The organism is Tautonia marina (genome assembly GCF_009177065.1).
Classification (GTDB): domain Bacteria; phylum Planctomycetota; class Planctomycetia; order Isosphaerales; family Isosphaeraceae; genus Tautonia; species Tautonia marina.
In genome coordinates this window covers 37,761-61,406 of record NZ_WEZF01000025.1, presented here as the reverse complement: position 1 = coordinate 61,406, position 23,646 = coordinate 37,761, and the positions used below count along the sequence as shown (strand labels likewise).

17 protein-coding genes are annotated in these 23,646 nt (G+C 66.3%); 14 read left to right on the top strand and 3 right to left on the bottom strand.

Features of this window, described 5'->3' with window-relative positions; all coding sequences use genetic code 11:
* The first annotated feature begins 2 nt into the window (after window positions 1-2).
* From GA615_RS23600 to GA615_RS23555, 10 genes are all read left to right on the top strand, one after another.
* Entirely contained in the window at window positions 3-314 is a 312-nt protein-coding gene (locus tag GA615_RS23600; protein WP_152053793.1) for a hypothetical protein, read from the top strand.
* 50 nt (window positions 315-364) lie between these two features.
* A complete protein-coding gene (locus GA615_RS23595) occupies window positions 365-583 on the top strand; it encodes a hypothetical protein (protein WP_152053792.1) in 219 nt (72 codons plus the stop codon).
* Window positions 584-762: 179 nt separating this feature from the next.
* The gene (locus tag GA615_RS23590) at window positions 763-1,185 is read left to right on the top strand and encodes a CBS domain-containing protein (protein ID WP_161602513.1); all 423 of its coding nucleotides are present in this window, start codon (window positions 763-765) and stop codon (window positions 1,183-1,185) included.
* A gap of 127 nt (window positions 1,186-1,312) precedes the next feature.
* Window positions 1,313-2,680, top strand: a complete 1,368-nt coding sequence (locus GA615_RS23585; RefSeq protein ID WP_152053790.1) for an NAD(P)-dependent malic enzyme — start codon at window positions 1,313-1,315, stop codon at window positions 2,678-2,680.
* Between the two features lie 173 nt (window positions 2,681-2,853).
* Window positions 2,854-4,125: a hydroxymethylglutaryl-CoA reductase gene (locus GA615_RS23580; RefSeq protein WP_152053789.1), complete on the top strand. Its 1,272-nt coding sequence runs from the start codon at window positions 2,854-2,856 to the stop codon at window positions 4,123-4,125.
* Window positions 4,126-4,519: 394 nt separating this feature from the next.
* Complete coding sequence (locus GA615_RS23575) at window positions 4,520-5,500, top strand: 2-oxoacid:acceptor oxidoreductase family protein (protein ID WP_152053788.1); 981 nt, start codon at window positions 4,520-4,522, stop codon at window positions 5,498-5,500.
* Window positions 5,497-6,738 (top strand): pyruvate synthase, encoded by a 1,242-nt coding sequence (locus tag GA615_RS23570; protein ID WP_152053787.1) that lies wholly within the window; start codon window positions 5,497-5,499, stop codon window positions 6,736-6,738. Before GA615_RS23575 ends, GA615_RS23570 begins: the two co-directional genes overlap by 4 nt.
* Complete coding sequence (locus GA615_RS23565; protein WP_152053786.1) at window positions 6,735-7,664, top strand: thiamine pyrophosphate-dependent enzyme; 930 nt, start codon at window positions 6,735-6,737, stop codon at window positions 7,662-7,664. The genes GA615_RS23570 and GA615_RS23565 overlap by 4 nt, the downstream gene beginning before the upstream one ends.
* Before the next feature lie 76 nt (window positions 7,665-7,740).
* Window positions 7,741-8,847, top strand: coding sequence for a Glu/Leu/Phe/Val family dehydrogenase (locus GA615_RS23560; RefSeq protein WP_201750297.1), 1,107 nt, complete (start codon window positions 7,741-7,743; stop codon window positions 8,845-8,847).
* A gap of 80 nt (window positions 8,848-8,927) precedes the next feature.
* A complete protein-coding gene (locus GA615_RS23555) occupies window positions 8,928-11,063 on the top strand; it encodes an acetate--CoA ligase family protein (protein ID WP_152053785.1) in 2,136 nt (711 codons plus the stop codon).
* Window positions 11,064-11,100: 37 nt separating this feature from the next.
* Here the strand turns inward: GA615_RS23555 and GA615_RS23550 are convergent, their stop codons facing one another.
* The 3 genes from GA615_RS23550 to GA615_RS23540 all read right to left on the bottom strand — a co-directional run bounded on the left by GA615_RS23550 (window position 11,101) and on the right by GA615_RS23540 (window position 14,411).
* On the bottom strand, window positions 11,101-11,259 hold the full coding sequence (locus tag GA615_RS23550; RefSeq protein WP_152053784.1) for an MFS transporter small subunit: 159 nt from the start codon (window positions 11,257-11,259) through the stop codon (window positions 11,101-11,103).
* 37 nt (window positions 11,260-11,296) lie between these two features.
* Window positions 11,297-12,667 (bottom strand): L-lactate MFS transporter, encoded by a 1,371-nt coding sequence (locus GA615_RS23545; protein WP_152053822.1) that lies wholly within the window; start codon window positions 12,665-12,667, stop codon window positions 11,297-11,299.
* A 154-nt stretch (window positions 12,668-12,821) separates the two neighbouring features.
* A complete protein-coding gene (locus GA615_RS23540) occupies window positions 12,822-14,411 on the bottom strand; it encodes a TolC family protein (RefSeq protein WP_152053783.1) in 1,590 nt (529 codons plus the stop codon).
* Between the two features lie 479 nt (window positions 14,412-14,890).
* Here GA615_RS23540 and GA615_RS28505 point away from each other — a divergent pair, with 479 nt between their 5' ends.
* From GA615_RS28505 to GA615_RS23520, 4 genes are all read left to right on the top strand, one after another.
* Entirely contained in the window at window positions 14,891-17,869 is a 2,979-nt protein-coding gene (locus GA615_RS28505; RefSeq protein ID WP_261343966.1) for a DUF1592 domain-containing protein, read from the top strand.
* Between the two features lie 5 nt (window positions 17,870-17,874).
* Window positions 17,875-19,233 carry a DUF1552 domain-containing protein gene (locus GA615_RS23530; RefSeq protein WP_152053782.1) on the top strand — a complete coding sequence of 453 codons (1,359 nt, stop codon included), beginning with the start codon at window positions 17,875-17,877 and terminating at the stop codon, window positions 19,231-19,233.
* Between the two features lie 96 nt (window positions 19,234-19,329).
* Window positions 19,330-22,113 carry a PSD1 and planctomycete cytochrome C domain-containing protein gene (locus GA615_RS23525; RefSeq protein ID WP_235905641.1) on the top strand — a complete coding sequence of 928 codons (2,784 nt, stop codon included), beginning with the start codon at window positions 19,330-19,332 and terminating at the stop codon, window positions 22,111-22,113.
* 39 nt (window positions 22,114-22,152) lie between these two features.
* Complete coding sequence (locus GA615_RS23520) at window positions 22,153-23,619, top strand: DUF1501 domain-containing protein (RefSeq protein ID WP_152053780.1); 1,467 nt, start codon at window positions 22,153-22,155, stop codon at window positions 23,617-23,619.
* The last annotated feature ends 27 nt before the right edge of the window (window positions 23,620-23,646 follow it).

Here is a 23,646-nt window from a genome sequence, read left to right as displayed (position 1 = left end):
TCATGTTAACTGATTCAACCTCCATGATTGTGAAGATTAGTAAACTGGAGGTTTGCCCGTCGGTCTATGCCCTGTTCGCTCACCATCGCGACTTTCCCGAGATCCGGAGCGAGGGTGAGACCGCCGAACAGGCGATCGGCGAATTGCTCCACCATCTGACCGCCGCCCTCGACTCCGTCGGGAGCGACCGTCATCGAGAGCTTGTTCAGCGGGCGATCGTTGACGTGCGAAATGCCTTGGCCAATCTAGCGGAAGGATCGGTTCGCACGGTGGGTGAGTCATCGTCTCGTTCAGAGCCCGGAAACGAATCCTGAGTTTGAAGATGCGGGCATCAGTGGTCCGGTGAGAACCGGAGGAGGCCACAATGAGCGGCACAAGCAAGTTTAAGTTTGTCGACCTGATTCCCAGGCCGCTCCGGATGGGAGGCAGGAAGGGCAAGCCCCAGGACACTGCCCAGACCGTTGCTGAACAAACCCGAGAGGTCGCGGAAAACCAGCAAGCGCGCGGTTCGGTGCCGTCGCGCCGTGAGCGAATGGTCGACATCGGCCGTGGTGGTCAGCAAGCCGGGCGACAGGGGGAATGATCCCCTCTCTCCGATGACGGCTTGGCCGTTGTGACCGACGCCTCGTGCAAGGATGGTGTCCCGATGCCGAATTCCGGTCCGATCCGGAGCGTTCCGATGAGGACGGAACGGCCTCGGGGTCCGATGTGCCAGGCATGATCATCGCCAGAGATTCTCGCTTGCGAGGAGGGACTGCCATCATGTCGGTAGGAAGGATCTGCACACGGATCGTCGAACTGGCCGACCCCGATGAGTCCGTCCGTTCCGTTGCCAGCAGGATGGTCGGGCGTAGGGTCGGTACCCTCGTTGTTGCCGATGCGTCCCGGCGTCCGATCGGCGTGGTGACGGATCGGGACCTCGTCGCCCGAGTCCTGGCCGAGGGGAAGTCGGGCGACGAGACAACCGTGATCGAGGTGATGACCAGAGCCCCGTCCACGGTCGATGAGGAGACTCCCATCGAGCGCGCTCTCGCACTGATGCGCACCCATGCCGTCCGCCGCCTGCCAGTGGTGGGGAGCGACGGCGTTCTGATTGGCCTGGTCAGCCTGGATGACATCCTCAGCTTGCTGGCCGAAGAGTTCCGGGAGATCGGCACGCTCATCGAGAAGGAGATGCCGAAGTAAAGGACCTGGGCAAACCTTCGGAGCCGATCGAGCCTGGCCTCACCCACCTGGAACGGCCCGCTGCCCCGTCCTCTGTCGGACCACCCAACGTCGGCCAGCCCTTGTCGACCCCAAAGGAGGTCCACCAATGGCCGAGGTGAAGCATCGGGAACACGATCCCATGAGTGAGGCGGTGCGGCTCCACGCCCGCCACCGAGGAACGGTCCAGATGATGCCGAAGTGCCCGATTCGGGGCTTCGGCGACTTCGCCATCTGGTACACCCCCGGCGTGGCGGCCTCGTGCCGCGCCATCGCCTCCGATCCCGATCGGGTGTTCGAACAGACCAATCGTGGCAATACCGTGGCGATCGTCTCGGACGGGTCGCGGGTCCTCGGTCTTGGCAACATCGGGCCGGCCGCGGGCCTGCCGGTCATGGAAGGCAAGGCGTTGCTTTTCAAGTACCTGGGCGGCGTCGATGCCGTACCCCTGTGCCTCTCGGTGGCCGATGCCGACGCCCTGATCGACGTGGTCCACGCTCTGGAACCGACCTTCGGCGGGATCAATCTGGAGGACATCGCTCAGCCCAAATGCTTCCGCATCCTGGACACGCTCCGAGACGCGATGGACATTCCCGTCTGGCACGACGACCAGCAAGGGACAGCCACGGCCTTACTCGCCGGGCTGACCAACGCATTGGAAGTGGTCGGGAAGTCGATCGCCGGCCTGAAGGTCGCGATGATCGGCATGGGGGCGGCGAACGTGGCGTCCTATCGCCTCCTGACGGCCTGGGGCCTCGATCCAGCCGGAGTGATCGCCTGCGACTCGACCGGAATCCTCCACCCCGGGCGCTCCGACATCGAGGCCCGCTGCTCCGAGTTCGTGGACAAGTGGCGTATCTGCCGAGAGTCGAACACCGAGGCGGTTGTCGGCGGGATCGCCGAGGCGATGCGCGGCGCAGACGTCTGCATTGCCTTCGCGACCCCGGGGCCCGAGGTGATCCGGCCCGAGTGGGTCCAGTCCATGGCCCGCGATGCCGTCATCTTTGCCTGTGCCAACCCCGTCCCCGAGATCTGGCCCGATCTCGCGAAAAGGGCCGGAGCCCGAATCGTCGCGACTGGCCGGAGCGACTTCCCCAATCAGGTCAACAATTCCCTCGTCTTTCCCGGTCTCTTCCGCGGGGTGCTTGACGTCCGGGCTCGTCGAATCAGCGACGAGATGGCGTTCGCTGCGGCACGGGCATTGGCCCAATGCGGCCGGGCGAGGGGCCTCTCCCCCGAGGCAATCGTCCCTCGGATGGACGATCCCGAGGTCGCCCCGAAAATCGCTGCCGCGGTTGCCGCAGTCGCCGTTCAGCAAGGGCTGGCGCGGAATCCCATCACTTCTGAGGAAGTCGAGCGACAAGCCACCGAACGAATTCGGCTCACTCGCCAGGCAACCGAGATGCTCCTGAGAGATCGCCTGATCCCCGATCCGAACGATACCGAGACGGACGAGCCCGGAGGCTTGCCGTCGTGATCGGAACACGTTCCCCTCGACTCGAACCCTCTTCGTTCGAAGAACGTTTGGTCTTGGAGACGATCTGACCGATTGCCCCCCCCAGCAGCTCCGATTGACCCTGATCGACGCGAGGAGTTTGCTCCAGGTCGAGGCGAGTCCCATTCAACCGCCCATCGGGTAGCGAGGCCGTGATGGCAATCGAACAGGAACGTGCCAGACGCTATGCCGAACGCCTCCTCCACGACCACACCGAGAGCGAGTGGAACCAGCGGCTTGAGCCGAAGCCAGGCTCTGCCGCTCCCAAAATCCGGAACTCCGCCCGGATGACCGATCGCGCCATCAATCGGCGTTGGGAAATCCTTGGGACCAGCCAGGAGTGTCGCTCGGAGCTGCTCGACGATCGCTCGAACGAGTATCGTGAGCGCTACCGGAGAAACATTGAGAACTTTGTGGGCACGGTCAAAGTCCCGGTTGGCATTGCGGGGCCGCTCCGCATGAACGGCCTTTTCGCTCAGGGGGACTATTACATCCCGCTGGCGACCTCGGAAGCCGCGCTCGTTGCGTCCTACAGCCGGGGGGCCCAGGTCATCAGCGCGGCTGGCGGCTGCTCGGCAATGCTGCTCAACGAGGGGCTCACGCGCGCTCCGGGATTCGTTTTCCGCGACCTCCGGGAGTGCGGCCGGTTCCTCGTCTGGGTGACAGGCCAGATGGAGGCGTTCCGCCAATGCGCCGAGGCAACGACGAGGCACGGTCGACTCATTGACATGCGGATCACGGTCGAGGGGAACCACGTCTATCTGATCTTCGAGTACCTCACCGGCGACGCCTCGGGCCAGAACCTCGCGACGTTCGCCACGCAGGCGATCCACGATTACATCCTTGCGCATTCTCCGATCCGCCCGCGACGATCGTATGTCGAGGCCAATCTCTCCGGTGACAAGAAGGCGTCGGCCCAGTCGTACCTTTTCGTCCGAGGAAAGAAGGTGACGGCGGAATTCCTCCTCGCCCCGTCCCTTGTCGAATTAAAGCTCCGGGCCTCTCCCCAGGAGATCTTCGAGTGCTGGGGCATGGGAGCCATCGGGAGTGTGCTCACCGGGACGATTGGGATCCAGGGCCACTTCGCCAATGGGCTGGCCGCGCTCTACCTCGCATGCGGCCAGGATGTCGCCTGCGTGGCCGAGTCAGCCGTGGGTGTCTCTCGATTTGAGGTGACCCCGGAGGGCGAGCTTTACGGGTGTGTAACGCTCCCGAACCTCATGGTGGGCACGATTGGAGGCGGGACTCAGCTCCCGAGCCAGCGCGCTTGCCTGGAAATCCTCGGGCTCTCGGGTCAGGGCCACGCCCACGCGCTGGCCGAGGTGGCCGCGGGGCTCTGCCTCTCTGGCGAGCTCTCCATCTCCGCGGCCATGGCGACCGGTGAGTTCTCGAAGGCTCACCGCACTCTCGCCCGGGGGAAACGATGACCGAGGAGCCCGGGATCACCTGAATGGCCTCCCTTGCCTTGCGGCGGTCCCTGGTCTAGTCGCGGCCACCTGGTGCCCTGACGCGTCTTCGTCTTCTCGATGGCTGTCGACCTTCTCTTCACACCGCAGCGAGGATCTCCAGACATGTCCCGACGTTTCAGACCGATGATCGCTTGAGAAAGACCTGCGATCCGCCTATACTTGGGTATCAGCGGTTCACTTCTGACAGGTGAATCGCCTGGTCGTGACGGCCCCGGCTCGCACCGCTGCTTGCGCGTGTGAGATCGGGGCTTTTTTCATTTCCACTTACCCGAATCCCTTCGATCTTCTTCGGGGACGATTTGAGCCCTGGGAGCGCTCGGAACGTTCGGGTGAGCCCCACGGAGGCCGGGCCATGTCGACTCGGACGGCCCAGGGCGCAGGGCTTGAGCATCGGTCGGTCGATCCGGACAGCCCCGAGCGAGCGGGCCCACCCTCCCGGATCCGGGTTCGTCTCCACGGTCGAGGCGGTCAGGGGGTCAAGACCGCCGGTCGCATCCTCGGTACCGGGGCGTTCCTCTCCGGCTCTCACTGCCAGGACTTCCCGGTTTATGGTGCCGAGCGCCGGGGCGCCCCGGTGGCGGCCTTCGCGCGGATCGGCAGCCAGCCGATCGACGAGCGGGGCGTGATCTCGGAGCCGGACCTCATCATCGTGGCCGATGCGACCTTGCTCGACGATCCCGCCACCGGGGTGCTCGACGGGCAACAATGCGCCTCGGCGGTCTTCCTCAACGCCGCCCCTGACGCCCCGCTCCCTCGGGCTGAGATCATACCTCCCCTGATCCGATGGGACCTGACTGGCGCGGCCATCGAGCGCCTTGGCCGGGCCGGAGCCCTCAGCGCCGGCCTCGGTGCGGCGGCTGCTCGACTCGTCGGACTCGTCACCGAGGACCGGCTCGTTGAAGCGATCCGATCAGAGTTCTCCCATCTCGGGCTGTCGCCTGGTGAAGTTGAGGCGAATGTTGCCTTCGGCCTCGACGTCTTCCACGCCTTGCCGGTCGTCTCGTTCCGAAGCGCCACCGAAACCGAGGAGCGGCCGGGCGATTCGGTGATCCCGATCCTCGCGGCCGACCCCCTTACCGGCGGGCCGAACGTGATCAGCCCCGGCAACGCAATCCTGCGAAACACCGGCGCCTGGCGACTGGAACGGCCCGTCATCGATCGCGACCGCTGCACCCGATGCGGACTCTGCCTGATTCGCTGTCCCGATGGGGCGATCTCCTGGGATGAGGAGGGGTTGCCGGTCATCGACGAGCAGCACTGCAAGGGGTGTCTCATCTGCCGCCAGATTTGCCCGATCCACGGCATCGGCCTCGAAGAGGAGGCACGGACATGACCACGACCATGCTTACCGGGAATGCCTCGGCAGCCTGGGGGGCCCGGCTTGCCGAGGCTCGCTACGTGCCCGCGTTTCCGATCACCCCGCAGACCGAGATCATCGAGAGCCTCGCGGGGTGGTTTGCCGACGGGTCGATGTCTGGACGGTTCGTGACCCTCGACAGCGAACACTCGATGATGACCGCCGCCGGTGCCGCCGCCGCGGCCGGGGTCCGCACCTTCGCCGCCACGTCCAGCCAGGGCTTGCTCTACGCGATGGAGGTCCTGTATACGGTCGCCGGCTGGCGCGTGCCCTTCGTTCTGGTGAACGTCTCTCGGGGGCTTTCTGCCCCAATCACCCTCGGTCCAGACCACAACGACGTGCTGGCCGCGCGTGATTCGGGCTTCGTCCAGCTCCATGCGGAGACCTGTCAGGAGGTACTCGATTCCGTCCTGATGGCCTACCGAATCGCGGAGGACGACCGTGTTTCGGCCCCGGTGCTCGTAAACCTCGACGGCTTCTTCCTCTCGTTCACCCGAGAGCCGGTCGAACTGCCCGACCCCGAGGAGGTGCGCCGGTTTCTCCCGTCCCCCGAGGCGAGACCTCTGGGCTTCACAGCCTCCCGCCCGGCGGCGAGGGGGGTCGCCGTGCTGGAAGGGCCGACGTATAGCTATTTCCGCTATCAGCTCCACCTCGCCGTTGAACAGGCCCGGGCCGTCCACGACGAGGCGGCCGAGGAGTTCGAACGCCGCTTCGGTCGCCGGTACGGGGCAATCGACGGCTACCGCCTGGACGACGCCGAGACGGTGCTGATCATGGCCGGGTCGTTTGCGACCAAGGGTCGGGCCGCGGTCGACCGCTGGCGATCGAAGGGCCGCCGCGTCGGCCTGCTACGCCTGCGAATGATCCGGCCCTGGCCTGCGGCCGACCTTGCGGCCGCCCTTTCGGGTCGGAAGGCGGTGGCGGTCCTCGATCAGAACCTTGCGCCCGGTCTGGGCGGCATCCTGTTCCAGGAAGTTGCCGCCGTGCTCGCTCAGTGCCCGGGGCATCCTCCCGTCCTCCGGTCGTTTGTCGGTGGGCTTGGAGGCAAGGAGATCAGCCGAGGCGAATTTGATCATCTCCTGAACATCACCGAGCACGCCAGGCCGGACGAGGGCCCGGTGGGGCCGGTGCTGCTCATGACCGCCCGAGAGGCCGAACAGGTCGGGCAACGGCTCCGAATCGCCGGGCATGTCCCGGAGGAGGTGGTGTCATGAAGGTCGCCCGCGAGCACTATCGCAGTGTGAAGGATCTGCCGGCCGACGAGATCATCGCCCCCGGTTCGCCGCTCTGCGCCGGCTGCGGCGCCCTGACCACGCTCCGGCTCTTCCACAAAGTTCTCGGCGGCAACGCCGTGGTCGTCAACGCGGCCGGCTGCATGACCTTGATGGCGACCTACCCGTTCACCCCGCTCCGGTCATCGTGGCTGTACACGACCATGGCCAGCCCTTCGGCCGGGGCTCAGGGGCTCCGCGACGCGCTTGACATTCTCATGGAGTCGGGCCGGCTTCCGAAGGACGAGAACCTGAATGTCCTGGTTCTGGCCGGCGACGGTTCCACGCTCGACATGGGCCTGTCGTCGACCTCTGGGGCAATCCACCGCGGGCTCGACTTCTGGTACCTCTGCTACGACAACGAAGCCTATGGCAACACCGGCTTCCAGGCCTCGTCGGCCTCGCCGCTCAACTCCCACACGGCGACCTCCCCGTTGGGAACGCCGTGGGTGAAGAAGGACATCTTCGAGATCTGGCGGTCGCACCGGCCGCCATATGTCGCGACGATCTCGGCCCACGACGCCGTTGACCTGGCCGAGAAGGTCGAGCGGGCTCGGCCCCTGCGAGGCGCGAAGCTCTTCGTCGCGCTGGCGACCTGCCCACCAGGCTGGGGCTTCGAGCCCGCGATGGGCGACGACCTGGCGAAGCTGGCGGTCGAAACCGGCATCTGGCCTCTGAAAGAGGCGGTCGAGGGCTCGATCCGCCATACCTTCATCCCCGAGCGCCGCCGGCCGGTCGAGGCGTACCTTGAGCCCCAGCGCCGCTACCGCCACCTGTTCCAACCCGAGCGCCGGCCCGAGGCGATCGCTGCGATTCAGGAGGCCGTCGACCGTTACTGGGACGCCACCATCGCGTCCGAACGACCTTGATTCGAACGGTGGGCCGGTCGGGTCGGAACCCGGCCGGGCCGACCGCCTCTGGCCTCGACAAGAAAGGGGGGCCGACGTGGCTGCTTTCCCCGAGTTTGCCGTGTTCGACGAGCTGGGTCCATCGAAGGTTGTCCACCTGTACGATCCCGGGTCCGGGATGAAGGGGGTCGTGGTTGTCGATAACGTCGCGGCGGGTCCGGCGATCGGTGGCGTTCGGATGGCTGCCGATGTCTCGACCGACGAGGTCGCTCGCCTGGCGCGGGCTATGACCTTGAAGAACGCCGCGGCGGGGTTGCCGCACGGTGGCGGCAAGGCCGGGATCCAGGCCGATCCGAAGACGGCCGACGCCTCTCGCCTCGTCCTCGCCTTTGCCCGTGCCATCCGGGATCTGGCCGAGTATATCCCAGGCCCCGACATGGGGACCAACGAGCGAAGCATGGCGATCGTCCGCTCAGAAACCGGACGGGCTGTCGGCTTGCCCAGGGTTCTCGGTGGCATTCCGCTCGACGAGATTGGCGCCACCGGCTTCGGCCTGGCCCGCTCTGCCGAGGTGGCCGCCGAGTTCGCCGGCATCCACCTGAAGGGGGCTCGGCTGGCCGTCGAGGGGCTGGGAAACGTCGGCCGCCATGCCGCGCGGTTTCTGGCCGAACTCGGTGTTATTCTGGTGGCGGCCAGCGATCGGGGCGGTGCCGTATCTTGCTCGGAGGGGCTGGATCTCGATCGGCTTGCGGAAACCAAGCGCAAGGCCGGGACCGTCGCCGCCTTCGAGGGGGGCCGTCGCCTCTCCCAGGCCGAGCTTTTCCTGGTCGACTGCGACATCCTGATTCCCGCCGCCCGGCCCGACTGCATCCGGGCCGACAACGCCGGAGCGATCAAGGCCAGGCTCGTCCTTCAGGGGGCGAACATCCCCGCCACTCCCGAGGCCGAAGCGATCTTGCACGAGCGCGGGATTGTCAACGTGCCGGACTTCATCGCCAACGCCGGTGGTGTGATCTGCGCCTCTGTCGAGTACCACGGCGGGACCGAGGCCGACGCCCTGCGCCGGATCGCCAATCAGATCAGCCGGAACACCCGGGAGGTCCTCCAGCGCGCTCGGGACGAGCGGATCGAGCCCCGTCGCGCTGCGGTCGCCCTGGCCACCGATCGCGTCCGGGAAGCGATGTCTTACCGGATGCCTTGCTAGCGGAATCGAAGGGGGAGTGGTCGGGCGTCCGGGCCGCCCGGTCCCATCGACCCGCCTGACCGTCCCAGGAGGGAGAGGAGATGGCCATGTCGCCCGACGACTCCCCAGACCCCGAGACCCTCGATGTCTTCTTCCGTCCTCGGTCGATCGCGGTCGTCGGGGCGGGCCGCGATCCTGACTCGATGAGCGGCCGCCTTGTGCGGAACTTGCTGGCGACCTTCCCGGGACCGGTCTACCCGATCAACCCCCGGGCCGGGATCATCGCTTCGGTCCCAGCGTATGCCTCGATCGACGACCTGCCCGAGCCGGCCGACCTGGCCTTCGTCGCCGTGCCGGCGGCCGTGGCGCTGGAGGCGGTGACCGCATGTCTTCGGGCCGGTGTGCGCGGGATCGTGATGATCACCGCGGGGTTTTCCGAGGTCGGCCGCGAGGGAAAGACCCGCCAGGGAGAGCTGGCGGCCTTGATCCGATCGTCCGGCGCTCGCCTGATCGGACCGAACTGCGTGGGGATCGCCGGCACCGATCCGCGTGCGCCGATGAATGGCACGTTTGCCGACTTCCCAATGATTCCCGGTAACGCGGGGCTCGGGGCGCAGAGCGGCGCGTTCGGGGTGGTCATCCCCGAGCGACTCCGACGAGCCGGGGTCGGCCTTTCGGCGATGGTCGCCATCGGCAACAAGGCCGACGTGGGCGAGAATGACCTCTTGGCCTGGTGGCGCGATGACCTCCGAACCGAGCTCGTGCTGCTCTACCTCGAATCATTCCAGGAACCCCGGAACTTCCTCCGGATCGCCCGGGAGGTCGCGTCTCGGAAACCGGTCGTGGTCCTCAAGGCCGGTCGTACCGAGGCCGGTTCTCGGGCCGCCGGCGGCCATACGGCAGCGCTGGCCAGCCCCGATGCCCTGGCCGACGGCTTGCTCCGGCAGGCTGGGACGATCCGGGTTGACGATCTGGATGAGCTCATCGACATCGCTGCGCTGCTCGCGTCTCAGCCGATTCCCGAGGGACACCGCGTTGCAGTACTGACCAACGCCGGCGGGCCGGCCGTGCTCTGTGCCGATGCCCTGGAAGCCGGCGGCCTGCTCTTGCCAACGTTTTCCCCGAGCTTGCAAGGCCGGCTCAGAACCTTGGTTCGACCCGAGTCCCAGGTGGCGAACCCGGTTGATCTGATCGGCTCGACCGATCCGGTCCTCTTCGCCGGGTGCCTCCGACTGCTCCTCGAATCGGGCGAGGCGGATACCGTGATTGCGTCGTTCGTGCCGCTCAGGCCCGGCGACTCGCTGCCGATCGTCCGGGCAATCGACGAAGTTGCCGCCGCCACGCCTGATCACCCCCCGCTGCTGGCCGTCTTGCCGCTCATCGACTCTCCCCTGCCCGATCGCGTCGAGGGCTGCCGCATTCCCTTGCTCTCCGATCCGGGTCGGGCGGTTCGGGCGCTGGCTCGGGTCGTCCGCTACGGCGAATGGTGTCGATCGGGCGGCCCGGGTGCGGTTCCCGAGGATCTCGGGCTCGATCGGTCGGCACTTCGTCGCATCATCGATGCGGCACGTGTGGGTGGAGACGATTCCGGGACGTGGCTTGTCCCGAGGGACACCCAGTCGATCCTCTCGACATGCCGAATGCCCGTGCCCCGCTGGGAGGTCGTGGCATCGGCCGAAGCCGCTGTCGAGGCGGCCGACCGGATCAACGGGCCGGTCGCGCTGAAGGTTGACGCGCCAACCGTGGTCCACAAGCGGGCCGCCGGCGGGATCGCCCTTGGTCTCCTCGGCGCCGATGCCGTGCGCCACGCCTTCGCCCGCGTGACCGCCGCTGCGGCCGACGCCCGGGGCGCCTTCGTTCAGGAAATGGTGGACGAGGGGATCGAGGTCCTGGTCGGCGTGGCCCGAGACCCGCAGTTCGGCCACGCGATCGGCCTGGGCCTGGGTGGCTCTGCGGTCGAGGCTCTCAACCTCCTCGCGTTCCGCCTTCACCCGTTGACGGATCGGGATGCCGAGGATCTTGTCCGGTCCGGCCCCCTCGCCGTCATGCTGGACCGAACCGCCGGCCGATCGGATGCAATAAAGACCCTGCAGAGCATCCTGATGCGCCTCTCTGCCCTCGTGACGGTGATCCCGGAGATTGCGGAGGTCGATCTGAATCCGATCCGGATTCACCCCGATGGGTCCTGCGTCGTGGTCGACGCCCGAATCCGGGTCGCCGCCTCGGGCTCTTTGTGAACCGAGCCGACGGGCGGCGTTCGGAGCACCACCCCGGTCATTCCTCGCTGGGTGAAAAAACCGGGGACTCCGTCGCGGAGAACAGTGGCAGCGACGTGACAACGCTCCGCGAGATTCCCCAGCCCAGCGGGATCAGCACGAGGGTCCAGTAGACGACAAGTCTGATCAGCGAGCCACCGGACTCAGTGCTGGTCATTGATCCGCCTCCAAGGCAAAAGGCTTCCGATTCCGGTTCAGGCCTCGTCCGCGGATGAGTCGAGCGAGTGCCCCGCGAATCGTCGTTCGACCGGTCGAACAAGCAGGTTGCAAACCAGCCCGATCACCAAGAGTCCGGCCATCAGGTACATCGTCAGATTGTACGCTTCGGCCCTCGGGACACCCTGCGCGATCCGATACGTCGAGATGTAATTGACCAACTGCGGTCCCAGAACAGCGGCCACCGACCAGGCGGTGATCAACCTCCCATGAATCGCCCCCAGGTGCAGCGTCCCGAACAGATCACGCAGATAGGCCGGGATGGTCGCAAAGCCACCCCCATACATGGAGATGATCAGGGCGGTCAGGCCCACGAACAGCGCCACGCTCCCGGTCTTCTGACTCAAGGGTATGAGGGTGTAAAGCACGGCTCCGAGCAGGAAGTAGACCCCGTATACCGCCTTGCGCCCGGTCAGGTCAGAGAGTGACGACCACGCCAGCCGGCCCCCCATGTTGGCTAGGCTCAACAGGCCCGCGAATCCTCCGCCGACGGCCGCGCTCACCGCAAACATATCCTGGCACATCAACGACGCCTGCCCGAGAATCCCAATGCCCGCCGTCACGTTCAGGCAGAGCACCAGCCAGAGCAGCCAGAACGGCCGGGTCCGCCAGGCAAGATCCACGGGAATGTCCGAGCGAGCCATCATGCTCTTGCGTCGGATTGCCGGATCATACCCCTTCGGTTGCCAGTCCGGCGCGGGAACTCTGACGGTCGCGGCGCCGAAGATCATGTAGGCAAAGTAGACCGTTCCCATCACCAGGAACGCTTCCCTGACCCCCACCGAGGTCTCCGACGCAAAGGTTCCCATCAACTTGACCCCAAGCGGAGCACCGATCAACGCTCCCCCGCCGAAGCCCATGATCGCCAGGCCCGTCGCCATGCCGGGACGGTCGGGGAACCAGCGAACCAGCGTCGAAACCGGCGCGATGTAGCCGAGGCCAAGCCCGAACCCGCCGATCACCCCATACCCAAGGTAAAGCAACCCGAGGCTGTGCCACTCCACCGCCAATCCTGAGAGCCACAGACCGCCACAAAAGCAGCACGCCGCGGCAAACATGGTCTTCCGCGGTCCTGCCCGTTCGACCCATCGGCCGAGGACGGCCGCCGACAGCCCGAGCATCACCAGCGCAATCGAGTAGGCCCAGCCGACCTGCGGGATCGTCCAGTCCTTCCCCGGAATCGGCTCATCGATCCCGAGAACGCGGGTCAAGGGCTCATTAAAGACACTAAATCCGTACACCTGACCAATGCAAAGATGCACCGCCAGCGCGGCCGGCGGAATGAGCCAGCGGTTGTATCCCGCAGGGGCAACCGTGCGATCGCGATCGAGGAAGCGAAGACGGGGCATGGTCTCGGCCGGTTCGAGAAGGGGGCGGGCGATCGCCGACCGAGCCGAGGTCACCCCCGGGCGTTCGTCGGACAGCATCGTGCCGTCAGCCTTCGGCCGACAGCCTACCCGAGGACCACCGGCGATTCCAGGCCCGATGCGCCTTCGACTCGAATCAGGGAAAAACTCGGGTTCCGACAGCCGTATTCAGGCGGAACATCGACCGGCGATGACGGACCAGGGCATCGAGGTACTGACGTGCGATCTCACCAAAGGCCCGTTGCGCCTCAATCCGGGAAATGGAGTCGGGTTCCTCCGGGCCGCGTTGGGCGAGGCTCAGTTCGAGGTTTTCCCGAGCCGCCGGCAACGTCTCCTCCTGAAGCCGCTTGATCGTGGCGAGGGTCACCGAATAGGCAGCCTCCGCCCGCTGGACTTCGAGAATGATCTGGCGCTCCAGGTTCTCCAACTGGGTCTGCGTCTGCACGACCGTATGCTGCGCCCGAGCGATGTTCCCCTGGTTGCGGTTGAAGATGGGCACGGGAATCGTCACCCCCATCGCCCAGGAGGTCGCAACCCGTTCGCCCGGCATCAACGCCTCCTGAGCCGTGAACGGTTGATAAAGCAAGAAGACATCGTCGATCCGATTGGCCCGAGCCAGGCGAACCTCGGACTGAGCCCGGTGAACTCCGAGGCGAAACGCGGCAAGATCGGGGCGAATCGCCCTGGCTTGCTCGATCAGGAACTCAATGGGCGGAGACGGCAGGTCGAGCCCTCGCAGCGTTCCCCGAATCGGAAACGTCTCGGCCTCATTGAGCGGAATCAGCAGCAATGCCGCGAGGGTCCGCTTGGCGTCTTCGTAGGTTTCGACGGCTTCCAGAAGCGTCAGGTCGGTCGAGTCGATGAGAATTTCCAGATTGTTGAATTCGGTTCGGCTCATGGTCCCTTCGCGGACCCGTTGCTCGATGATCCGCTTCTGCGATTCCAGACTTTCCATCCCCGCCTTGAGAAATTGAATCGTCGCCTGCGCCGCCAGCACGTCGATCCAGGCGGTATAAAGGTTGTCGATCTGCAACCGGATGGAATCCTGGTACAGCGCCTCGGTCACTTCCTGAGCCCGAACGGCGACCTCGATCCGACGCTTCCGTTTACCGTTCAGATCGATCGGCAAGGTGATGTTCAGGTCGTACTGGGTCGGCCCCCCCGCGCTCCCCTCGAAATCTCCGTAGGGCACCTGCGAGGCGTCGGTATAGATCAACGGATTTCCACGCAATCCGGCCGTGAGCACATCGGCCCGAGCCTTGGAAATCTCCATCGCCTGAGACCGCAGCTCAAGGTTCAGCCCCAGAAGCCGATCAATCGCCTGGTCAATCGTCAGGCCGTTGGGCGGGCCTTCCAGATCCTCGAGTGGAACGGTGCCAAGCCGACCACCGATCGGCAAGGACGACTCGGTCAGGGGCGAGATCGACTCAATTCCCAACCCTTCCTGCGGCCCGAATGGTTCCGGAGGCTGGGTGATCCCTCGCGGCACCCGAGGGTAGCTCGGCCCTGGACCAGCCGGAATCACCTGCTCGATTCCCCCCGAGCCCCCCAGATCCACCGTCCCGGTCGCCCCCGGTGCATCTCCCAGGGCCGACGATGAGGGATCACCCGGCGTGACCGACGGAATGGAACGCTCGCCCCCTTGTGCTGGGGCCTCGCTCCCCACCAGCAGCACAACCGCGACAACGATTCCGCTCATTTGCACATGGATCAGACCGAGTTTCATCACGTTCCTCACGATCCGATCCACCCGGCAGATGCGACCGACGCCAGTCGATCCGGTCGAATGGTTCAACCTTGAAAATCGGACAAATTCCTGAGGTTGATTCAGTCGTTCCGGAGAATTCCGCGAAATCTCGTTCGTGAGTCGGGCTGGTCGAGATGGTCTTGCCCCGTGCGCGTGTCCGAGCCAATTCCCTCGCAAGCCGAATCCAATTCACGACTTTCGCCGATCCGTGCCCTCGTCGATTGCCTCCCGTGGGCACCTGTCAATGGCTCAGGTCGGAGCTCGTCCGGGGTCTCTCGGCGCGATCCGAACCGTTCCCGAGCAGTTGTCGAGGGGCTCCAAGTCGGGATTCGGCGCGTCGGCAGCTCCACCCCCGCCGGGTCGAACGCCCAAAGCGATTGCCCCATCCGTCTCGACCGGCTAGTGTAATCCTTTGTTGAATTTTGCGCGGACGGACGACGGAAGCGGAGGGGCATCGCGTGTTGCGGACGATCCTGCTGATGATCGCGGGCATGAGCCCCTTGCTGGCCCTCACCCGCCAGGAGTCTCCCGACGAGGTGCCGGTCTCGCAGCCCAACACGGTCGATGCCCGCTTCGCCGCGGAGGTCCGGCCGTTCCTCGAATCCTACTGCCTGCGATGTCACGGAGCCGACGCCCCGAAGGCGGGCCTTGACCTGAGCGGTTACGACTCGACCGCCTCCGTCCTTGAAGACCTCGCCCTCTGGGAGATCGTTCTCGACCAGCTTGACGCCGAGGCCATGCCCCCGCCTTCGGCCGACGCCCACCCGGACGCAACGGCCCGGCATCGGGTCATCACCTGGATCAACGACCTGCGTCGCCTCGAGGCTGATCGCAACGCGGGAGACCCCGGTCCCGTTCCTGCCCGACGCCTCAGCAACGCTGAGTACGACCACACGATCCGCGACCTGACCGGCGTCGATCTCCGGCCGACCCGCACCTTTCCCGTCGATCCGGCCAACGAGGCCGGGTTCGACAACTCGGCCGAATCGCTCATGATGTCCCCCGCCCTGGTCAAGAAGTACCTCGACGCCGCCCGAGAGGTCGCCGATCACCTCGTCCTCACCCCCGACGGCCTCGCCTTCGCCCCCCACCCGGTCATCGCCGCCACCGACCGCGACAAGTACTCCGTCAACCGCATCATCGACTTCTACGCCCGCCACGACGTCGACCTGGCCGAGGTCTTCCTCGCCGCCTGGCACTACCGCCACCGCGAGGCCCTTGGCCAACCCGATGCCTCCCTCACCGACGTCGCGGCCGATCGGGGAATCAGCCTTCGATATCTGGAAATCGTCTGGGACCTGCTCAACGATCCGCCCGAGGCCGAGTTTGGCCCCATCGTCGCCCTTCAATGTCTCTGGAACGAACTTCCCCCGCCCGAGGGAGCCGACCCGGTATCGGCGGCTCGACCAGCCTGCGAGCGGCTCCGGGATCTCGTGGTCGATCTCCGCAAACAGCTCACCCCGGAGGTCGAGAACCTCACCGCCCGAGGCATCAGCAACGGCACCCAGCCCTTCGTCCTCTGGAAGAACCGGCAAATGGCCGCCAACCGCATGCGTTACGCCGGCGGCGCGGCCGACCTTCGGCCCGCTGACCTCGACCCTGACAGCCCCGCCGCCCAGGCCCTTGCCGTCCCGACCGACCCCGACGCCTTCGCCCGTTTCGAGGCCACCTTCGACCCCTTCTGCCGGGTCTTCCCCGATGCCTTCGTCGTCACCGAGCGGGCCAGGGTCTACCTCGATCCCGATCAGGACAAGAACAACACCGGGCGTCTTCTAAGCGCCGGTTTCCACAGCATGACCGGCTACTTTCGGGACGATCAGCCTCTGTATGACCTGGTCCTCGACGACGCGCAACGGCAGGAACTGGACCGCCTCTGGACCGAGTTCAACCTCATCAGCGATCTGCCCATGCGGCAGTTCTCCAGCTATCTCTGGTACGAGCGGGCCGAGACCGGCTTCATGCGCGGCGACCCCGACTTCGACTTCGTCCGCGCCGAGGACCGCGACGCTGCCTCCGAGGCCAAGATGACCCGTCTGGCCGAGGTCTACCTTGCCAAGGCCCGCCGCATCGGTGCCGGCGACCAGGCGATCCAGGCCATCGAAGACCAGTTCGCCATCATCGCCGAGCAGATCCGCCACGTCGAACACGTCCGCGCCGAGGCCGAACCCCACCACGTCGCCGCCCTCGCCGACTTCGCCGAACGCGCCTACCGCCGCCGCCTCTCGACCGCCGAACGCGACGGGGTGGCCGCCTTCTACCTAGGCCTCCGCGACGAGGACGGTCTGGACCATGAAGACGCCGTTCGCGACACGGTGGTCAGCATTCTCATGTCTCCCCACGTCCTCTACCGCGTGGACCTGCCGCTTGAGGAAGGCTCGGGCATCCAGCCCCTCTCCCCGAACGACCTGGCCAGCCGCCTCAGCTACTTCCTCTGGGCGAGCATGCCCGACGACGAACTGATGACCCTGGCCGATTCGGGGGATTTGCAGGACCCCGAGATCCTCGTCGCCCAGGCCCGCCGGATGCTCCGCGACGATCGCGTTCGCGGCCTGGCCACCGAGTTCGCCGGCAACTGGCTCGACTTCCGCCGCTTCGAGGCGCACAACAGCGTCGATCGCTCCCGCTTCCCGGCCTTCGACGACGAGCTGCGGCGGGCGATGTTCGAGGAGCCGATCCGCCTGTTCCTCGACCTCGTCCAGCACGACCGCCCGGTCGACGAGCTGCTCGCCGGCACCCGAACGTTCGTCAACCCCCCCCTCGCCCGCCACTACGGCATCCCCGAGCCCGAGGGCGGCCCCGACACCTGGGTCGAGATCGCCGACGCCACCCCCTTCGGTCGCGGCGGACTCTTGCCGATGGCCGTCTTCCTCACCCAGAACTCCCCCGGCCTTCGGACCAGTCCCGTCAAACGCGGATACTGGGTCGTCCGCCGCCTGCTCGGCGAGCACATTCCCCCCCCTCCCCCCGACGTGCCCGACCTGCCCGACGACGAGGCCGATCTCGGTGCCTTGACCCTCCGCGAGGCCCTCGCCCGCCATCGGGCCGACCCGGCCTGTGCCGTCTGCCACGACCGCTTCGACGGCATCGGTGTCGCCTTCGAAGGCTTCGGGCCGGTCGGTGAACTTCGGACGGTTGATCTCGGCGGCCGACCTGTCGAAACCGAGGCCGAATTCCCACGCGGCGGCCAGGGAACCGGGGTCGAAGGGTTGCGGGCCTACCTCGAACAGGCACGCCGGGACGAGTTCGTCGAGAACCTCTGCCGAAAGCTGCTCGCCTACGCCCTCGGCCGAACCTTGATCCCCTCCGACGACGCTACGATTCAAAACATGCAGGCCCGTCTCTCGGCCGAAGGCGGGCGGTTCAGCGCCCTGGTCGAGGCCATCGTTCTCAGCCCCCAGTTCCGGAACACGCGCGTCGAGCGCGATCTCGCGGAGTGAAGCCGATGAAGCGACCTTCGAACCCGGCGGCCGACTCGAATCCAGGCGATCGCCTCTCGACCTCCCGGCGCATGTTCCTCCGGGGGGCCGGCGTGACAATGGCCCTCCCCTGGCTCGAATCGATCCCCGCCTGGGGGGCCGCCGCCTCCGGCGAGATCGCGCCCAGCCCAAAGCGGTTCGCCGCCATGTTCATGGGTTGCGGCGTGAACCCCGATCAGTGGTGGGCGAAGCAGTCCGGCTCCGAGATCGAGCTGGGGCCGTCGCTCGAACCGCTCTCGGACGTGAAATCCAAGATTAACGTCATCAACGGTCTCTTTAATCAGCATGCCCTCGGCGTCGGCATCCATCCCGGCCAGACCGGCAACATCCTCTCCGGCGCCGCCCTCCAGCGCGGGGCCGAACTGAAGGGGGGCATCAGTGTCGATCAGATGCTTGCCCGCCACCTGGGCGAGGACACGATCCAGCCGAGCATCGTCCTGGGCTGCGAGCAGCCGATCACCGGCTACCACGAGACGAACTTCTCGATGGCCTACAGCTCGCACATCTCCTGGCAGAGTGCGACCTCTCCGGTCCCGATGGAGGTCTACCCCTCCCTCGCCTTCGACAGCCTGTTCGACAACCGCGGCAGCCTCCGCAACCGAAGCATCCTCGACCGCGTCCGCGAGGAAGCCGCCACCTTGAGCCGCCGCGTCAGCGTGGCCGACCGCGCAAAGCTCGACGAGTATCTCACCAGCGTCCGCGACGTCGAGCAGCGGGCCGCCGCCATGCGTGCCTCGAAGCTCGCCGCCGACGAACGTGCCCAGGGCGGCGACCGCCCCACGCTCGCCATGCCCCGGCCCGATAACGGTCTGCCCGAGGACATCCGCGAGCACATGCGCCTGATGTGCGACCTCATCGCCCTCGGCTTCCAGACCGACAAGACCCGGATTGCCTCGCTTCTGCTTTGTCGAGACATCTCGGGCCTCTTTTATCCGTTCCTCGACGTCAGCGCCGCCCACCACGGGGCCTCGCACGACGATACCTCCGAAGCTTACGGGCGGGTCACGCAGTTCTACGTCAGCCAGCTTGCCTACCTCGCTTCGCGGCTCGACGCCATGCCCGAAGGCGAAGGGACCGTGCTCGACCACTCCTGCCTCCTGTTCATCAACAGCCTCTGGTCGGGCACCCAGCACGACGCCCGCAAGGTGCCGGTCGTCCTCGCCGGTGGCCTCGGCGGCACCCTTCAGACCGGCCGCGTGCTCGACTACTCCGACCGCTCCGACGACGACCGACGCCTCTGCTCCCTCTACCTCGGCATCATGGACCGCATGGGCGTGGAACTCGACTCCTTCGGCGATGCCGACGAACGGCTGGCGAACCTTTGAGATGCGGGCTGGATCTCTCTTGGCCGGGGATACCCTTGCATCGTCATCCCCGGCCCGTTGGGAGAGCGGTGTCAGCGAGCCAAAGGCAATGAGCTGATGAGTATTCGGATGATTCGTATCAGCAGTTCCATTTTCCTTGTCTTGATGGTTTGCGGGGCCATCGATGGGGGGCCCTCGGCTCGGGCAGACGACGTCTACCTGACCCGGATCAAGCCCTTGCTCCGGGAGCGTTGCTACTCCTGCCACGGCGCCCTGAAGCAAGAGGCCGGGTTGCGGCTCGACACGGTCGATTTGATGCTCCAGGGTGGCGACGCCGGCCCCGTGGTCGTTTCGGGCAGCGCCGATGAGAGCGAGCTGCTGGCCCGAGTCTCGACCGACGAACCCTTCGACCGCATGCCTCCCGAACACGAAGGGGAGCTGTTCACCGACGAGCAGGTGGTCTTGCTCCGCGACTGGATTCTCGCCGGGGCCCCTGCTCCTCCGGACGAAGCCCCCGAACGCGACCCCGCCGAGCACTGGGCCTTCCAGGCGATCGTTCGACCTCCCGTCCCCGAGGTCGAAGGGGCGACCAACCCGATTGATGCGTTCATCGCCCGGAAGCAGGATGACCTTGGACTCGTTCCCCAGGGAGAGGCCGACCGTCTGCTCCTGCTCCGTCGGCTCTCGATCGACCTGATCGGCCTGCCGCCGACCCTGGAGGAGATCGACGAAGCTCAGCGCGACCCCTCGCCCGAGTGGTACGATCGCACCGTCGATCGCCTGCTCGACGACCCTCGCCACGGCGAGCGCTGGGCGCGGCACTGGATGGACATCTGGCGATACAGTGATTGGTGGGGGCTGGGTGAGCAGTTGCGCAACAGCCAGCCGCACATCTGGCACTGGCGCGACTGGATCGTCGAGTCTCTCAACGCCGACCTGCCGTACGACGAGATGGTCCGGTCGATGCTCGCCGCCGACGAGCTGTACCCGAACGACCTCGACCGCCTGCGGGCCTCGGGCTTCCTCGCACGCAACTACTTCCTGTTCAATCGGCATCAGTGGATGGACGAAACGGTTGAGCATGTGTCGAAGGCCTTCCTCGGCCTGACCACCAACTGTGCCAAGTGCCACGATCACAAGTACGATCCCATCTCGCAGGCCGACTATTACCGCTTGCGGGCCTTCTTCGAGCCGTATCATGTGCGGCTCGATGTCCGACCGGGCGAGGCGGACCTTGCCCGCGACGGCATCCCGCGTGCCTTCGATGGGCTCCTGGAGGCACCCACCTATCGGTTCATCCGGGGCGAGGAGAGCAACCCCGACACCTCCACACCCCTCTCCCCGAACCTGCCCGAGGTCCTGCGGTTCAAGCCCTTGGAGATCGAGCCGGTGGACCTGCCGGTCGCGGCCTGGAAACCCGAGCGCCGCCCCTGGGTGGCCGAGGCCTACCGCCTCGCCGCCGTTGCAACTCTGAAGGCCGCCGAGGACCGGCTGGCGACCGCTCGGGCCTCGTTCGACGCCTCGTGCCAGGACGATGCGGGGACCGCCGAAGCCTCGCCCGGCGATCCCTCGACCCCCGACGCGGCCTCAGAAGAGGCTCGTCTTGCCCTCCTCGTGGCCGAACGAAGCCGGGATGCGGCCGAGGCCGAGCTACGGAGTGTCGAGCTGCGGATCGCCGCCTTGCAGACCTCCTGGGAACGGGACGATCGGTCCGAAGCCGAGGGAGCAGAGGCCGTCGCCCTGGCCGAGCAGGCTCTTTCCTCGGCCCGCGAGGCCGCTCGGGCCGAACGCGAGGCGAAGGCCGCTCAGGCCCGGCTGACCCTGGCCGAGGCCGAGCTGCAGCTATCCCGCGCCGCCGAGGCCGATCGAGACGGCGCCGGCAAGGCGGTGGAGACGGCCCGCACGGCTCTCGACGAGGCCATCAAGGCAACCGAGGAACCGGGCGACCAGTTCACCCCGCTGATCGGGGCACGCTGGACCCCGACGCGGTTCCTGAACTCGGGCCAGGACGATCCGACCGTTGCCTTCCCGCCCCAGAGTACCGGCCGTCGCAAGGCCCTGGCGGATTGGATCACCGACCCTCGCAATCCCTTGACGGCTCGGGTGGCGGTCAACCACGTCTGGACCCGGCACTTCGGGACGCCGCTCGTGCCGACCGTCTTCGACTTCGGCCGCAACGGCCAGCCGCCGACTCATCCGGAACTGCTCGACTGGCTGGCCGCCGAGCTGATCGAGCATGATTGGAGTCTCAAGCATCTTCATCGATTGATCGTTCGGTCGGCGGCCTACCGGCGTTCGTCCTCGATGGCGGATGCGGAGGAGAACCTGGCGATCGACCCGGACAATCGATTCCTCTGGCGTCGGACCCCGATCCGGATTGAGTCGCAGGCGGTCCGCGATACGGTCCTGAGCCTGGCGGGCACGCTCGACCCGAGCTTCGGAGGCCCCCCGGTCCCGAGAGCCGCTCAGGAGGAGTCGAACCGCCGCAGCCTCTACTTCTTCCACTCGAACAACGAGCGGAACCTGTTCCTGACCATGTTCGATGAGGCGCTCGTCAAGGAATGCTACCGGAGGCAACAGAGCATCGTCCCGCAGCAGGCCCTGGCACTCAGCAACAGTCGCCTTGTTCTGGATGCGTCTCCCCTGGTCGTCGCTCGGATCACCGACGCCATGACCGCTCAGGGCCATGAGGCCGACGATGACGAGGCGTTCCTCCGCCTGGCCTTTGTGCTGGTCCTGGGGAGCGAGCCGAGCGCGACCGAAGCGGCCGCCGGCCTGCGGGCACTTGACGACTGGTACCATCTGTCTGAGGCATCAAAGGGTGAAGATTCTGGCGTCTTTGCGCGTGAGCAACTGATCTGGGTGCTCCTGAATCACAATGACTTCGTGACCCTTCGCTGAACGCGACCGGCGATCGAACCGAACTCGGGATGCTGAGAGATGATTCACTTGCCTCAACGCTCAGGATGGCCCGCCGCATCAGGACTTCTGGTACCATCGCGGAGGACGTTCCTCTCGGGATTCGCCTCGCTCGCGGTCGGGGCCATGCTGCATCGGGATGGCGTGGCTCGCGACGGCGGATGGGCACCTCCTGATGGGAAGCCGCACTTCCCGCCGAAGGCCAAGAGCGTGATCTGGCTGTTCATGAACGGCGGCGTTAGCCACATGGAGAGCTTCGACCCGAAGCCGATGCTGACCCGCTACGGCGGCAAGACGATTGCCGAGACGCCGTTCGCCGATGCGCAGGACCCGGAGAAACTGGCCCTCGAACGCCTGGTTGTGCCCGACGGGAACGGCAACCAGCGGAACACGCTCTACCCCCTTCAAGTCGGCTTTCGCAAGCACGGTGAGAGCGGGATTGAGGTCAGCGACTGGTTCCCGCACATTGCCCGGCATGTGGACCGCCTGGCGATCATCAGGTCCATGTGGACGACCGACAGCAACCACGGCGCCCAGACGCAGTTCCACTCGGGCCGGCACCTGAACGACGGCGACTTCCCGAACCTCGGGGCCTGGGTTCACTACGGCCTGGGGTCGCTGAACGACAACTTGCCGCAGTACATTTCCATCGGCAATCGTGAATACTGGAACCTGAAGGACGGCCATTACCTCGGCCCGGCTCACGACGCCGTCCCGATGCGGGTCGATCCGGACAACCCGCTCGATTTCGGCCGACCGCAACGCCCGATCTCGGACCAGGCCCGGTCGGTCGGGATCGACCTGCTCGAACAGCTTCATGCGGAACGGCTGGCGGAATCGCCGCGCGATGCGGCCATTGCCGCGCGGGTGGCCTCGTACGAGCTAGCCTTCCGGATGCAGCAGTCGGTGCCCGAGGCGGTCGACTTCTCACAGGAGTCGGACGAAACAAAGTCCCTCTATGGGCTCGATCTGCCGCACTGCCGCGAGTTCGGTATGCAGATGCTGGCGGCCCGTCGCTTGGTCGAGCGAGGGGTGCGGTTCATCCAGGTCCAGCACGGGGCCGGAGGGGCCGGGCGCTGGGACGCTCACGGGGGCCTTCGGGCGAACCACGAGCAGAACGCCCTGGCGGTTGATCGGCCGATCGGCGGCCTGATCGAGGACCTGGCTCGGCGCGGGTTGCTTGATGAGACGTTGGTGGTCTTCGCCACCGAGTTCGGCCGCACGCCCGGCTCGCAAGGGGCCGACGGCCGCGACCACCACATCTTCGGCTTCAGCGTCTGGATGGCCGGCGGCGGCATCAAGGGGGGCGTCGTGCACGGGGCGACCGACGAGATCGGCTTCCACGCGGTCGAGAACCGCCACTACGTGACCGACGTTCACGCCACGATCCTCAAGCAACTGGGGCTCGACTCCAGGAAGCTGGAACTGCCGGGCCGCAAGCGATTGGAGATCGATCACGGATCGCCGATTGAGGATGTCATCGCATAAGATTGTCAAAGAGCGTTTGAGACTTTC